16 protein-coding genes and 2 pseudogenes are annotated in these 14,608 nt (G+C 40.4%); 11 read left to right on the forward strand and 7 right to left on the reverse strand.

Annotated elements, in window-relative coordinates; genetic code table 11:
• The first annotated feature begins 21 nt into the window (after positions 1-21).
• The 5 genes and pseudogenes from P3X63_RS03520 to P3X63_RS03535 all read left to right on the forward strand — a co-directional run.
• Positions 22-1,308, forward strand: a complete 1,287-nt coding sequence (locus P3X63_RS03520; protein ID WP_026589758.1) for an ABC transporter substrate-binding protein — start codon at positions 22-24, stop codon at positions 1,306-1,308.
• Between the two features lie 242 nt (positions 1,309-1,550).
• Complete coding sequence (locus P3X63_RS03525; RefSeq protein WP_026589757.1) at positions 1,551-3,014, forward strand: glycoside hydrolase family 68 protein; 1,464 nt, start codon at positions 1,551-1,553, stop codon at positions 3,012-3,014.
• A 117-nt stretch (positions 3,015-3,131) separates the two neighbouring features.
• The gene (locus P3X63_RS03530; RefSeq protein WP_481748576.1) at positions 3,132-4,697 is read left to right on the forward strand and encodes a glycoside hydrolase family 32 protein; all 1,566 of its coding nucleotides are present in this window, start codon (positions 3,132-3,134) and stop codon (positions 4,695-4,697) included.
• Positions 4,698-4,981: 284 nt separating this feature from the next.
• Complete coding sequence (locus P3X63_RS22790) at positions 4,982-5,026, forward strand: erythromycin resistance leader peptide (protein ID WP_121128006.1); 45 nt, start codon at positions 4,982-4,984, stop codon at positions 5,024-5,026.
• 277 nt (positions 5,027-5,303) lie between these two features.
• A pseudogene (locus tag P3X63_RS03535) lies at positions 5,304-5,690 on the forward strand (rRNA adenine N-6-methyltransferase family protein); the annotation flags it as partial.
• A gap of 67 nt (positions 5,691-5,757) precedes the next feature.
• On the opposite strand, the gene P3X63_RS03540 reads toward P3X63_RS03535, so the two are convergent.
• The 5 genes and pseudogenes from P3X63_RS03540 to P3X63_RS03560 all read right to left on the reverse strand — a co-directional run bounded on the left by P3X63_RS03540 (position 5,758) and on the right by P3X63_RS03560 (position 8,704).
• Positions 5,758-6,396, reverse strand: a complete 639-nt coding sequence (locus tag P3X63_RS03540) for a DUF1796 family putative cysteine peptidase (protein WP_026589754.1) — start codon at positions 6,394-6,396, stop codon at positions 5,758-5,760.
• A gap of 201 nt (positions 6,397-6,597) precedes the next feature.
• A complete protein-coding gene (locus tag P3X63_RS03545) occupies positions 6,598-7,116 on the reverse strand; it encodes an arsinothricin resistance N-acetyltransferase ArsN1 family A (RefSeq protein ID WP_077735440.1) in 519 nt (172 codons plus the stop codon).
• Between the two features lie 21 nt (positions 7,117-7,137).
• A complete protein-coding gene (locus tag P3X63_RS03550) occupies positions 7,138-7,263 on the reverse strand; it encodes a hypothetical protein (protein ID WP_256860174.1) in 126 nt (41 codons plus the stop codon).
• A 20-nt stretch (positions 7,264-7,283) separates the two neighbouring features.
• Positions 7,284-8,144, reverse strand: a pseudogene (locus tag P3X63_RS03555) (permease).
• Positions 8,145-8,254: 110 nt separating this feature from the next.
• Positions 8,255-8,704 carry a MarR family winged helix-turn-helix transcriptional regulator gene (locus P3X63_RS03560; RefSeq protein ID WP_026589751.1) on the reverse strand — a complete coding sequence of 150 codons (450 nt, stop codon included), beginning with the start codon at positions 8,702-8,704 and terminating at the stop codon, positions 8,255-8,257.
• Positions 8,705-9,298: 594 nt separating this feature from the next.
• On the opposite strand from P3X63_RS03560, the gene P3X63_RS03565 reads away from it, so the two are divergent.
• The 3 genes from P3X63_RS03565 (at position 9,299) to P3X63_RS03575 (ending at position 10,965) form a co-directional block, all read left to right on the forward strand.
• On the forward strand, positions 9,299-9,928 hold the full coding sequence (locus P3X63_RS03565) for a pectate lyase (RefSeq protein WP_372708719.1): 630 nt from the start codon (positions 9,299-9,301) through the stop codon (positions 9,926-9,928).
• A 118-nt stretch (positions 9,929-10,046) separates the two neighbouring features.
• Positions 10,047-10,493, forward strand: coding sequence for a YfmQ family protein (locus P3X63_RS03570; RefSeq protein ID WP_277692465.1), 447 nt, complete (start codon positions 10,047-10,049; stop codon positions 10,491-10,493).
• A 13-nt stretch (positions 10,494-10,506) separates the two neighbouring features.
• A complete protein-coding gene (locus P3X63_RS03575) occupies positions 10,507-10,965 on the forward strand; it encodes a GNAT family N-acetyltransferase (protein WP_026589748.1) in 459 nt (152 codons plus the stop codon).
• A gap of 15 nt (positions 10,966-10,980) precedes the next feature.
• On the opposite strand, the gene P3X63_RS03580 is transcribed toward P3X63_RS03575, so the two are convergent.
• On the reverse strand, positions 10,981-11,664 hold the full coding sequence (locus P3X63_RS03580) for an SOS response-associated peptidase (RefSeq protein WP_277692466.1): 684 nt from the start codon (positions 11,662-11,664) through the stop codon (positions 10,981-10,983).
• Positions 11,665-11,768: 104 nt separating this feature from the next.
• On the opposite strand from P3X63_RS03580, the gene P3X63_RS03585 reads away from it, so the two are divergent.
• Complete coding sequence (locus tag P3X63_RS03585; protein WP_277692467.1) at positions 11,769-11,927, forward strand: hypothetical protein; 159 nt, start codon at positions 11,769-11,771, stop codon at positions 11,925-11,927.
• Positions 11,928-12,006: 79 nt separating this feature from the next.
• Here the strand turns inward: P3X63_RS03585 and P3X63_RS03590 are convergent, their stop codons facing one another.
• Positions 12,007-12,669: a hypothetical protein gene (locus P3X63_RS03590; RefSeq protein WP_277692468.1), complete on the reverse strand. Its 663-nt coding sequence runs from the start codon at positions 12,667-12,669 to the stop codon at positions 12,007-12,009.
• A gap of 472 nt (positions 12,670-13,141) precedes the next feature.
• Here P3X63_RS03590 and P3X63_RS03595 point away from each other — a divergent pair, with 472 nt between their 5' ends.
• Both P3X63_RS03595 and P3X63_RS03600 read left to right on the forward strand, forming a co-directional pair.
• Positions 13,142-13,555 (forward strand): YcxB family protein, encoded by a 414-nt coding sequence (locus tag P3X63_RS03595; protein WP_277692469.1) that lies wholly within the window; start codon positions 13,142-13,144, stop codon positions 13,553-13,555.
• Positions 13,556-13,983: 428 nt separating this feature from the next.
• Positions 13,984-14,598, forward strand: a complete 615-nt coding sequence (locus P3X63_RS03600; protein WP_026589744.1) for a TetR/AcrR family transcriptional regulator — start codon at positions 13,984-13,986, stop codon at positions 14,596-14,598.
• Positions 14,599-14,608 lie beyond the last annotated feature (10 nt).

The raw sequence follows: 14,608 nt of genomic DNA on the forward strand, positions 1-14,608 counted from the left end.
TTTGACTATTGGGGTGAATCGATGAAAAAAGGGATGTTTCACATGTTTTTAGTCGGCATACTAAGCTTATCTCTTTCGGAATGTCAGACGAAGACGAAGAAGGTACCGATATCAAAAGAGCCGGAACGTGCGGAGGAAAAAATCATATTAAAGGTTCGAAATCCGAAAGTGGAAATATCCACACAGTTCGAACAAATGGTCAATGTTTATGAAAAGAAAAATCCAAACGTAGATATTCAGATTCACACCGTAGGCGGGGCTGCCGATGACCTTTCTGACCTGAAAGCACAGATGGCTGCTGGTCATGGTCCTGCTATCTTCACAAACACTGGATACGAACATGGCAAACAATGGCGTGAATATTTGGAGGATCTTACGGACCAACCATGGGTTGAACATGCATATGAAGATACGTTAACCCCAATGAAATTCAATGGAAAAATTTACGGAATGCCGTTTAATTTAGAAGGTTTTGGATTCATTTATAATAAGGATTTATTTCGTCAGGCAGGCATTGATACGTTGCCGAATACGCTAACTGAATTAATAGCAGCAGCGGAAAAGTTGAAAAAAGCAGGGATCACGCCTTTTGCAAACGGTTATTATGAAGGGTGGAAATTGGGTGACCACCTGTTGAGTATTGCTTTTGCACAACAAGAAGATCCAGTTGCTTTTATTAAAGGTCTAAATGATGGGACGAGAAAAATTGAGAATAATCAAACATTCAAAGATGTAATCAAGTTGCTCGATGTCACAATGAAATATGGAAACAACAGTGCGCTCGCAACAGATTACAACATGGAATTGAACTTATTTGCAAAGGGACAAGCCGCGATGATACTGCAAGGAAACTGGATTCAGCCGATGATTGATCAACTATCACCAAATATGAATATAGGAATGCTGCCAATACCAATTAATGACGAGCCTAACAATGATGCCTTAGTTGTCGGTGTCCCGAATTACTGGGTTGTAAACAAACAAGCAACACCAGAAAAGAAAAAAGAAGCGAAGAAATTTTTAAACTGGATGGTTTCTTCAAAACAAGGAAAAACGTTTATGACGGAACGTTTTAAATATGTTCCTGCGTTTGAAAACATCGAGACTGACCATTTAGGACCGCTCGCGGATGAAATGATTCGTTACTCTCAAGCCGGAAAGACGTTATCTTCCAACTGGTTTCGTTTTCCTGTGGGAGTAAAAGCTGAGTTTGGCGCTGCAATGCAGCTATACGTCGGAAAACAGCTGAATCGCGAGCAATTGCTGCAAGAGTTTCAGAAATCGTGGGATCATGCTAAAAGCAAATAATTCTTCTCAAAAGTTGATCAACCCGCTGACTAGTCTTGATTATATAAAAAAAATGCCCGCATTTTTAGCAGGCATTTTTTTTATAATCTGCCCGAAAATACGATATCAATTTAAGACAATATTCTAATCAATATAAGCCATATCCACAAAATTCGCCCTCAACTATAATGAAGTTTGTAAACACGGTTTGACTACGGCTGGGTTTCAAGTAAACCTTCAAAACAATTTTAGGGAGGAAGAAGATGAGAATCAAAAGTCTTGTTAAACAAGCAACAGTTGTAACGCTTGGTACAGCAATTCTAGTAGGAGGGGGGGCTTCAATATCTTTTGCAAAACAAAAAGATTCATTGGATCACAAAGAAACGTATGGGACTTCTCAAATCACTCGTTCAGACATGTACGACATCATCAAGCAGCATGATAATCCAAAATTTGAAGTTCCGCAATTCGATGCATCCACCATTAAAAACATTCCTTCAGCAAAAAAGTATGATGAGAATGGCAAGCTAATGGATATAGACGTATGGGACACTTGGCCGCTTCAAAACGCTGATGGAACAGTGGCGGAATATAAAGGCTATCATATCGTTTTCGGTTTAGCAGGAGACCCTGACAATGGAAGCGACACTTTTATATACATGTTCTATAAAAAAGTTGGTGATCATTCACTTGATAGCTGGAAAAATGCCGGCAGAGTTTTTAAGGATAGTGATAAATACGCTGCAAACGATCCGTATTTAAAAGATCAAGCAGAGGAATGGTCAGGATCGGCAACTTTAACGTCTGACGGAGAAGTTCGCCTATTTTACACAAATCGCCACCCATGGGATGGGGAAAAACACTTCGGTAAACAAACGTTAACAACAGCTCAAGTGAATCTATCTCAACCAGATGCTGATACACTAAAAATTAAAGGTGTTGAAGATTTTAAATCCATCTTCGAAGGTGGAGACGGTAAAGTTTATCAAAATGTCGATCAAGCTTTCAGTGAAGGTAATTTCATGAATAACCATACATTAAGAGATCCTCATTATATTGAAGATAATGGTCATAAGTATCTTGTCTTTGAAGCAAATACGGGAACGGAATATGGTGATGAAGGTGAGGAATCACTATACAATAGAGCTTACTATGGCGGAAGCAATAAATTTTTCCAAGCTGAAAAGAATAAGCTGTTGAAAAGCTCGAAAAAAGAGCTGGCTACTCTAGCGAATGGCGCAATAGGGATTATTGAAATCAATGATGATTATACTCTGAAAAAAGTAATGAAACCATTGGTTGTTTCAAATACAGTAACAGATGAAATCGAGCGTCCGAACATCTTTAAAAAGGATGGCAAATGGTATTTATTCACTAGCTCAAGAGGATCTAAAATGACAATTGACGGTATTGATGACGAAGACATTTACTTGTTAGGTTATGTGTCCGATTCCTTAACCGGACCATACAAGCCGCTCAATAAAACCGGACTTGTATTACACCATGATCTTGATCCTTATGATATTACTTGGAATTACGCTCATTATGCGATCCCACAAGAGGATAGCGACAATGTGGTTGTAACAAGCTACATGACAAACAGAGGTTACTTTGAGGATCATCACTCTACGTTTGCACCAAGCTTTTTACTGAATATTGAAGGACCAAAAACATCTGTTGTAAAAGATAGTATCCTTGAACAAGGACAAATCACAATTAACGAATAATATTGTAAAACAAGAAAATGTCAATCATGATTGGCATTTTCTTTTTGCTTTGACTTTTTTCGAGGGCGGTGAGTCTGATTGGACAAACGAGTAAAAAATAAAAGGGGATATAAGCTGTTGGTTTTTTTTATTGCGGGCTTACTGATCATAACTGCCATCGGATTCGTAGATCACCTTGTTTTTAAGTCTGGTGAACCGACAGTTGAACAACAAACAAATAAGTCTCAGGAATCGGCTCATACACATAAAAAGCCGTCATACCGGGCAAATTACCACTTCACTACACCTGACAAATGGAAAAATGATCCCCAGAGACCGATCTATTTGGATGGAAAATATCATTACTATTACCTCTATAATGGTGATTATCCAAATGGAAATGGAACTGAATGGCGACATGCCACATCAGAGGATTTGGTGCACTGGAATGATGAAGGAATAGCTATTCCGAAATATACAAACGAAAATGGAGATCCATGGTCAGGATCAGTCGTGATTGATAAGGAAAATACAGCGGGGTTTGGAAAAGGCGCTCTCGTTGCGATTGTGACACAGCTCTCTAAGGATGGAGGAAAGCAGGAACAGTTTTTATGGTACAGTAATGACCACGGAAAAACATTTACCTCATATCGTGATGATCCGATCATGTCAAATCCGGGAACAAAAGATTTTCGAGATCCGAAAATCATTTGGGATGATAGCAGCCATAAATGGATCATGGTCATGGCCGAAGGAACAAAAATAGGCTTTTATGAATCTCAAAACTTAAAAGAATGGAATTATATGAGCAGTTTTGTTACGGAACATATCGGAATTGTAGAGTGTCCTGATCTTTATGTCATGCGTGCCAATAACGGGATATTAAAATGGGTGCTTGGTGTTAGTGCAAATGGTAAATCGCGAGACAAGCCCAATACTTACGCTTACTGGACCGGAAACTTTGATGGAAAGGAGTTCTTTCCGGATCACCATGAACCTCAATGGTTAGACTATGGCTTTGACTGGTACGGCGGAGTAACGTTTGAGGATGGAAAAGAAAGCGATAAATACAATAAACGTTATGCCTTTGCCTGGATGAATAATTGGGATTATGCCCATCAAACGCCAACAATGCGAGAAGGGTTTAACGGAATGGACTCGATTGTTCGCCAAATTGAACTAAAGCATGACAAAGACAATAAATATCATCTAATCTCACAACCAATTAACGCTTTGAATAAATTAACAAAGACGACAGATACCTATGAACAAATTGAAGTAAATGGCTCAAAAACACTTCATGTAACCGGTGATGCATACCAGTTGGAGACGGATATCTCTTGGTCAGAACTGAAAAATGTAGGTTTAAGGCTCAGGGAATCAGCGGATCAAGAACGCCATGTTGATGTTGGCATTTTTGCAGAAGGACAATACTTTTATGTCAATCGGTCATCAACAATCCACTCTGACAAAAGTAATCAATTCACGGAAAGCACAACACCGTTTGATGCTGGCAAACAGCAAGTTCACTTAAAGATTATTGTTGATAAAAGCAGTATTGAAGTCTTTGTCGATAATGGAAAGTTCACACATTCAAATTTAATATATCCAAAACCTGATGATCAAGGAATCACCTTTTTCTCCGAAGGCGGCACAGCGATCTTTAAAAATGTTACAATCAAACATTTTGGTTCGATTCATTGATACTTTGAATTTCCATGGCGGCATGGTGTAGTCTAAACCACTTGTTGACAAAATCCTAAAACACTTTAAAGCTTTAGGATTTTGTCATTCCAACCGGTATGGATTCGGGCTGACGATCTATAGGGAAGTATGGTTGTTATGCTTTACTCCTCAGATGTTGAACCATTTACAATGCCTCGTCACAAACACGGAGCAGGAGCCTCACAGAAATTGATTTTGACTATTACTGCAAACAGACGTATAATGCTCATGTATTTTACACTTTTATGAAGGATTATTAAAAAATGACACATTCGATGAGACTTCGATTCCCAGCTTTGAACCAGTAATTCAATACGTTCAAAGGCTCTGTTTGTGAATAGCAGAGTAAACGGGATCAGTCTGTCCTTTTTTACTAATCTTCATTTTTTATGAAATATATGTGATTAATGTAGAAAGGCGGATCGTTCTGCCTTTCTTTTTTTATACAATTATCCCCTCTTTTGATTAGAAAAAAAGGAAGGTTTATTTGGTTTTCCCTCATTTATAAGGATGGGTTCTCTTCCCTTGTACTCTGAATCGCAGGCAGACAGCCTGTGATTTTTTATTTTGAAAGGAAGGGAAGTTATGGTGAAAAAAATTCATAAGTTAGCGGAAAAAAACGAAGCTGTGGAGAATTTCTTAATTTTTCCTGACGGCATTTGATAAACGATAAAAAACTGCTTCATGAATGATAGAGCGGGCAAATGTAAGCATAAAAGGTACGGTTTTAGAGCTTGGAGCCGGAACAGGGGCTTTGACAACCATTTTAAATGAGAGAGCCGGCAAGGTTTTGGCAGTGGAATATGAACCAAAAGTTTATCGGCATTCTGAAGCGAAAAACCGCACAACATTCAAATGCGAAAATTATTCACCAAGACATTATGAACATCCATTTGCCGAATTGTCTCGAATATTCCATATCCCATCACAACACCGATCATGATAATGCTTTATCGGCAAAATCCGGAGAGCCATGCCCCCCGGCAGATTGGCCGCTGTTAACGGAAAATATGTTTGCTGCCCCGCCAGTGTTGCGGTGTTAAACGATTTTCACACCGCTCAGCATTTTTCTCCACAGCCGATCATTGGATTCCCAAATTTCCTTATCAGGAAGTTGAACCGCGCACACCCTTTCTAATGACCAATTCTGCTCCACGATCCCTTTAACATCAGCATGATTGATCAGAAGAACGCGAAATTCATTTTGAACCAAATCTGATAATACGGATTGAAGCTCCTGAGCTTCTTTGTAAGTACCTTTCGTTCTGATAAAGAGGATGCGGTCAGCGGTCGCCATTTTGTCTAAAAACCGGTTAATTCTTCTGTTGAATTTCTCCATGACTTCGCGGTATGTGACCAGATGTTCCAGTGTGTTTTGATCTGCCTTGAAATCATGGGCGGAATCGACATGGTAATAATCGTCTGTTAGTGAGATGTAACGGTCCTTTGTATAGACACCGGTCGAATAACCCGTCACCCTAAGATTTTCAGGTGCCATAAAATGAGAAAAACGATTTTTTAACAGAAAGTTAAGGTCTGTAAGGGAAGAAGTTCCGACCCAGTCTAATGGGCCAGCATAAGGACGCAAATTGTTTTTGCGAAGCTGAAGGGCTGTTAAACAAAGATGGCCCAAACCGAAAACAGCATTATATTCTCCTTTGATTCCATTCAAATTCATACTCAAGAACTCCTTTTTAAAAAATGCTTCCAGCATCCTTTTTTAGTATTCTATGTTTTTTAAGAGAATTAAGTAACAACAGTTGTCCAGTTTATTTCCCGAGTGAGGAGAAATTTTAGAAACACATTGCTTGAAGTCAGAGGAGTTTCTGAATGGAACAGAGGCAGGACTTTCTTGAAAACCGGGACAAAAAAAGGACCTTCACAGTTCGGAAGGCCCTTCATCTTGCAATAATTTTTCCATCGCCATCACATCAACAAACCGCCCATCTAACCTCCCTTGATTTTTGAAAATGCCGACCTGCCTGTAGCCCATTTTCGCATATAAATGTTGCCCGAGTTTATTAAATGGAAACGTAAACAAGACGATTTTATAAAAGCTGTTTTCTTTAGCCGTCTTTTCAAGAGCTTGGAGAAGAAGGCGTCCCACTCCTTTGCCGCGGCAGGAGCGGTCGACATAGATGGACAGGTCGGCAACCCCTTGATAAGCACAGCGGTGCGAGTAAGGGTTTAAAGCCGCCCAGCCGGCAATTTTTCCTTCTGTTTCGGCGACAAGGACGGAATACCGCCCTTGATGTTCCTGAAACCAAGATTCCATATCGTCTATATTTTTTGAATCTTCCTCAAGCGTGGCCATCCGGTCTTCGATCCCTTGATTATAAACGGCCAGAATACATGGTAAGTCACGCCAAACAGCTTTTCGAACGTTTAGATGGTGCATAGACATCCCCCGCAAACTTTCTTATTTTTGCGTGCAGCATGTTTCATTGGTTTCTTTCACTTCTTCGAAAGTAATATGACAGCAGTCTTGTTTATCCGCTTTGGTATCGGAATTGTCTTTTCCAAATATTTTATCGAATAGTCCCATCCTTTTCACCTCCTTTTAAGTTACATCATATAGAATAGGAATCCTGAAATCGTGGACATCGAAATCACGGATATGACGAACGCTATGACCAGCCGTTTCTTGAAGATGCTGTTTAACAATGTCAATTCTGGCAAGCTCGCTCCTGCCGAACTAATCATCAATGCCATTACAGGAGCGATGGCCATTCCTTTCAAAACGAAGATGTGTGAAAGAGGAATCATCGCAGAAAGCCGGATATACAACGGTATGCCGATGATGGCGGCAATCGGGACCAGCCACCATTGATTCCCGCCAAAAACAGATGAAATCCAAACCGTCGGGACAAGTCCATGAATCATAGAGCCGATGGCTGCGCCAATGATTAAGAAAGGATAGACGGATTTCATAAGGACAAGTGTTTCTTGCAAGGCGGCTTTCAAGCTGAATGTTGTTTGTTTCTCCTTGTAGCCGCTCACCACCACGGTTTTTACAGATTTTGCAAATCCCATTTTTTCGAGGGTTAAGCCAATGACCATGGATAAAACGGATGTCATGACTGTGTAGGCTAAGGCGACTTTCATACCTAATAAAGCGGCCATCAACGTGATGATGGTCGGGTCTAAAACTGGAGAGGCAAACAAAAACACCATCACGATGCCGAAGCGGATCTGTTTATGCAGCAGGTTGACGACTACAGGAATGGTGGAGCATGAACAAAAAGGCGTAACAAATGCAATGACGAGTGCCATCACTGAACCGGCAAGAACATTTTTCCCTTTCAAGTATTGATTCAATTTGTCATACGGGATGACCCCTTAAATGAGGTGAATCAGAAAGGAAATGGCAACAAATAAAATCGTTAATTCTAACGAAATAGATAGAAAGCTTTGAATGATATCCATGACATGTCTCCTTTTATTTGCAATTTGCAAGTTTTCGATATTAAAGAAAGGGAAAAGTGCTTCTTCTTTTCCCGCTCAGGTTCATAAGCGTGCATTGCTGATAAAAGGGGTTACTCCAAAGGTGATGCACAGCATTTGTTTGATTTCGCCATGGCTTCATTTAAAAGCTTAATCGAACGAATGACCGTTTCTCTTTCAAATTCGTTCATATGTGAAAAGACTTCATCTAAAAAAGCATTCATTTGTTGATCAATGCTTGCAGCCACATCTTTTCCCTCCGGCGTCAAAGAAAGAATCTGGATTCTCCGATCGTCCGGGTCCGGTGTTTTCTTGACCAGATTCATTTTCACCAATGATTGCACCTGGCGGCTAAACGTTGTAATGTCGGTACCGAGCGTTTCTGCTATCTGCTGTATGGACGGTTTATGCTGACGGTCAATTTCATAAACGATATGGCTTTGAATGAGGGAAATATCATAACCGCCTGTACTGCAGCAATTCTTGTTTAAAAAACCAAAACGTCTTGTCATCACTTGGAATAATTCACGAAGATTTTCCATTGTTCCTTCACCTCTTCTTAGTTATAACTCATTTATTTGCAAAATGCAATTAATTTTAGGGAACAAATGTTGATTTGTGCCTGGATTCTGAACGAACGCATGAACTAAGGCTGGATCACATACCGATTTTATGACAGTCAGGCGATTTTTGCTAAATCGTGGTGCCTTTTTGAGGTCTAACCTTCAGGTAAAGCTTGAAACTGGTTCTGATTGACCAGTTTCCCGATCCGATTCGGCTGTCGATGTTGATGTCTGATCGTGTCGACTTACCGAATCGTTATTTATCGATGATTCATTCATTTATTCGCCTGAAAATAGTAAGGCCTGCCCTTGCAGGACTCGTAAAAAGAACGACTGAATCCCTTTTTTGTGTTTGATTTACTCTTTTTAGCAAAAGTTCAAATGGCTGATATACAAACGAAAGAAACGCCCCTATAGTTAAATATGAGGTCCTCAAGATGACGCAAAAAGAATGAAAACACCATCTGCAGATGATGTAAAAGGAACGGAATTTGTTTTACTTTCATTCAAATACCAAACTTCAGGAGGGTGAAAGGAATGAAGAAATTAGCAGGTGTCGTGTTACTGGCAGGGATGATTGCCGGGGGGCTTGGACAAGCTTTGCCTGCAAAAGCTTCCGCGGCTGAGGTTGTCCATCAAACGATCGTTGTCAAAAAAGGCCAGACTTATGATGGGAAAGGCAAGCATTTTAAGGCTGGCTCTGAAATAGGTGACGGCAGTCAGAGGGAAGACCAAAAACCGCTCTTCAAGGTGGAAGATGGTGCAACGCTTAAAAATGTCGTGCTGGATGCACCGGCTGCGGACGGCGTACACACTTACGGAAACGTTTCGATTCAAAATGTCGTTTGGACCGATATCGGTGAGGATGCGCTGACCGTGAAAAAACAAGGAAACGTGACGATTGACGGCGGCTCAGCACGCAACGGTTCAGATAAAGTTTTTCAAATCAATCAACCGAGTACATTTACGGTGAAAAATTTCACCAGCGATAACGCCGGAAAATTCATTCGTCAAAATGGCGGCACGACCTTTAATGTCAAAGTGTTTATTGACAACTGCACCATAACAAATATGAAAGAAGCCATTTTCAGAACCGACAGCAATACAAGCTCCGTCGTCATGACGAATACAAGATATTCACATGTCGGCAAGAAATGGTACGGTGTCAAACACATTACAGAAAAAAACAACAAAGAATTTTAAAGGATGACCCCCGCAACAGCGGGGGTTGTTTGTTCACACAATATCCAAAAAAACGGTTCCTTCCATATGTTAGTATAAAGCTTGTGTAATATATTCCAATGTATGGGGATGATCAAATATGACATGGGTTTTTGTGATGCTTCTTGTTTTCATCAGCCTGTTCAAAATATTAGTGACATGCCTTCCGACTGGTGTCGTCGAATGGATGACAAGCAAATTTCAAGTGCATTCCAAACTGGATGCCGCCGGTTGCGCCGTCACGATTGGCGGGAGGCGCTTGAAGGGGCAGGATCACAAGCAATTTATCAAAGATTTTAATCAAGCTATATTTATGGAGCGCTACTATATTTATCCGGGAGACGAGCATTTATATCTGAACCCAAAGAACGGCGGGAGTCCATTTGTCATCGATGCGAAAAAGGGCAAACACGATGTCCGGCTGTTTGTGTACAGATATGATGATCACATCGATGTCGTCAAACAATCCAAGAAAAAAACGGCCGCGTACCGTCTCCGCTCGGAAAGCCTCCAAAACTGTACGTTAGAAACGGCCGAATTGGTTTAAAGGAGAAAAGAGAATGGAAGCATCAATCCATAACTTAAAAGATGAGCGACCGCAATGCCTTGATGAAATTGTCGAATTGTGGAGTCAAAATGCTTTGGAGACCGCGGCTTGCGAATTGGCTGAACAAGAAAAAAAGGAGGTCCGAAAGCAGCTGGAGCAATATGTTCAAACTGCTTTCGGAGCGGTTTTGACAGTGAAAGATGAAAACAGCCAGACGATTGGATACGGCCTGGCATCGATCAAGCAGGATTTAGTCAGTCACATGCTGTATGGTCAAATCGATGAAATCTATATTGCGCCTCCGTATCGCCGCCTTAAAATCGGAAAACGTTTAGCCGGACATCTGATCAACTGGCTGAATGGACAAGGTGTTTCTTACGTCAACGTCTATGTTGATCCAGACAATAAAACAGCCCTGCGTTTTTGGGAAGGCATCGGGCTGAGCAGGGAATTTTATATACTGACAAATTAGCATTGATCTCCCCTTTCATTGTGAAGGGGATTTTTTGATTAACTCAGGAAAATTATTCTTCGGTGAATTGACAAGAGACTGCACTTCATAAGCCTCCATTTCATCTGACGGATAGGGCTTTAATAGGCTTTCCAAATACCGGATGTCTTGATTGGCGGGGCGCAGCCATTCTTGTTCATCACCAGGCTTGAGGATGACAGGCATCCGGTCATGGATATCCTTCATTAAATCGTTTGGTTTTGTCGTAATAATCGTGCAAGTGTAGACGGGCTTGCCGTCGGCGGGCTGCCATTTCTCCCATAGTCCGGCAAACGAAAACAAGCCGTCTGACTTGAGCTTGATTCTCATCGGTTTTTTTGTCTTAGCGTCAACACGCTTCCATTCGTAAAAGCCGTCGGCCGGAATGATGCATCTTTTGCTGACAAGGGGCTTTCTAAAGCTTGGCTTCTCAGACAAGGTCTCAGCGCGGGCATTGATCATCTTGTAGCCGATTTTCTCATCCTTTGACCATGGAGGAATGAACCCCCACTGAAGCCGGCCTAAACGGTTATGTGCACCGTCATTTATACAAGCGAGGATTTTCTGGGAAGGCGCGATGTTATAGCTGGGGATATAGTCTTCTGCGGATGTCATTTGCTTGATGGCAAAGCGAGCGATGATATTGTCAAACTCGGAAAACAGTGTGAATCTCCCGCACATATGAAATCACCCTTTTTTGTTTATTCTATCATTTTCTACCTGAAAAAATCATTTTGCCGCGATCTAAAAAATATGATATCTTGCGGACTGGAAAGGGGGAGCATATGATGAAGAAGACTTTGCTGATGCTTTTGGGAGCTATCGTCTTGACCTTTTTTACATTTAATCTGCCGATTGCTTCGATATTAAATAGCGGTCTGTTTGAGGTGCTTACGTTTTGGCTGTTTGTGATTTTTTTATTTTCTTTTGAACGGAAATGGTGAAATTTTTGGGGCGGGTGAAAGGCGTGCGCTTCCATGAAGAGGGTGGCTTGAGAGCCACCCTTTGGCGCTTATATGCGGTTTAAAAGTCGACTTTTTCTGTAATCCCGTCATGATATTTTGTTGGAACCTCGTCATCGTATACATCTTTTAGTTTAATGTTGATATATTTTAATTCGTCGGCATCCGTCTTAAAGTAAGGGACAACTATGTAACCTTCTTTTTCTACTTTTCCGTAAAAAGATCCGACTCTCGTTTTTGCCGGGGTAAGCACCATGTCCTCACTAGAGACATCGATTTGTTGTTTTGTACTGGTTGTAATGACATCAATTCCGTTAAACATGATATTTTTATCCGATGTATTTTCGATGCTGTATGAAACTTGAATAGTTAAATATTTATCGGCTTCAATGCCCTTTTGTTCCAACAATTTTTTTCCTTTCTCTTGAAGGTTGGATCTTTCAAGTACCTTGACATCGTCAATTTTCATTTTGATTGGATCTAAATCAAAGGTTTTGTCCAGTTTTGCGATCTTTTTTAACGTAACTTTGGTTCCGTCGTCTTCATTTCTCCACTGGCCTACTTTTTCCAAAGGACCGTCAGTTTTCAATGAATCCTCACTGCTTTTTGTTTTGGCCTCGCTTTTTTCTGATTCGTTTTTGGACGATGCTTCATTGTTGCTGCAGGCTGTCAGAAGCATGAAGACTGTCAGCAATGCGGTAAAAAATGTAAAACATTTCTTCATGTTATAAACCCCTTCATCAAATTTTATTTATATGCAATTAGATGGTTTAACCATCTAAGAGGATAAAATTTTGTGATATTATTCCAATGTAAATTTTACATAACTTATATATCGGCACTGTTTGCCTGATGTTAATATAGTTCTTCGAGAAAGTATCAAAATTTCTACAATGACCATTTCTTATGCTCCGCTCTACCTAGTTCACCACTTTTTTGTCAGTCATAACCTTTAAGGTTCGGGGTATCTTTGTCATCAATTCTTCTAATCTAACAAGCTTTAGGCTGTCCAACATGAATCCTTTATGCTAAAGTTAGAGGGAAATATATCCTAAAGGTGCAGTGAACGTATGATCCAGCATAGTGTCTTTCTTGAGGGAAAACTTACATTTCAAGATATGAGATTGTTCTTTTTCTATGGGCTAAGAAAATCCGTCATTTTTTATTTTATTTTTATTTTTCTGGTGTCTGTCTTCGTGTTTTCAGTTGAGGGGCTGCCGATAACTGTTTATTATAGTGAAACACTCGAATTGCTCTTCAACGGCATTCTCATGACAGTCATTTCGTTGATTTTGACATTGCTTTTCATTGGTGTTTATTATATTCGGCTGACTGCTGGATATCGAAAAAATGAACGGATAAAACAAAAAAGAAACTATACCATCAATCCACAGGGAATTCAGATTCAATCTAAAAATACTTATATGTTGTTTGAATGGCATGAAGTGACGGCAGTAGCAGAATATAAACGCCTATTCTACATAAAAACCTCCAGCGGCCAGTTGATCTTGATACCGAAACGCTTTTTCGCATTTGATCAAGAGCTTCATTCATTCAGACAGCTTGTGACTGAATATGGACGTCCTGAAAAAGTAAAGTGGCAATCGTAAAAAGAGGGGTCTCCCCCTCTTTTTTATGGATCGCATCGTTTCAGCCTGCAAATGTTTTGCTTCTTCAACAATGTCCCGCAATATGTTCTTCCTCTACAATTGATGACCCAGATTCGTCTCGTTAATGGAAGCTGTGCCAAACCACTGTGTAAGACCTTGTAATTTCAGACACATCATAATCGGAATAAAAGGATACGGTGTCCACATCTGTTCGAACTTCTTTGATTTTGTCAGCCTTACATACGTAAAAATCTGATTTGCAATCCCTGTAGCTCATGAAGATTGGCCCTGATGGCCAAATTAACCCTTGAATTGATTTCGGGGTTTTTTTGGGCTTTTCCCGCAAAGAACTTATATTGACTGATTGGTCAGCAAGCGTTAAAATCTTTACTAACCGATTGGTCAATAAATGAAAAGGGATGATTTCTGTGCCTTTGCAGCTATATGAAAAAGAACAAATTCTGAATGCCTGTCTTGGGGTTTTTGCCCGCCATGGATATTCGAAGACGTCGACAGGGATGCTGGCTGAAGCAGCCGGCATTTCAAAAGCGCTCATTTTCCATCATTTTCAAAGCAAGAAGAATGTGTATCTTTCTGTTTTGGATGACTGTATTGAAAAATTGAAGGCCCACCTTGCATTGGATGACCTGCTCCAATACACGGATTTTTTTGCGGCAAAAGAAAAGATCAGCTTGGCAAAGCTTGCATTTTTTCAAAAATATCCTGATGTTTACAAGGTGACAATGGACGCTTTCTATGATCCGCCTTCTGAGCTGAAGGATGAAATTGCAGAAAAATACGGAGAGCAGTTTGCGGTCAGAAATCATATATTAAAACAGCTATTTGCCCAAGTTCCTTTAAAGGAAGGAGTCGATCGCGACGAGGCTTTTGAATTGGTTATGGTGATGATGAAGCATTTTGAGGAAAAGTTTTTAGCTGAAGTTCCGCCTCAGCGTGATTTTGATCCGGATTATAACAGACGCCTCCTTGAAAAAAGAAGCCGCTTTTTGAATATGATTCGTTTTGGCATTGAGAAGAAATGAAGGGAAGGGT

The organism is Bacillus sp. HSf4 (assembly GCF_029537375.1).
Lineage (GTDB): Bacteria > Bacillota > Bacilli > Bacillales > Bacillaceae > Bacillus > Bacillus sonorensis_A.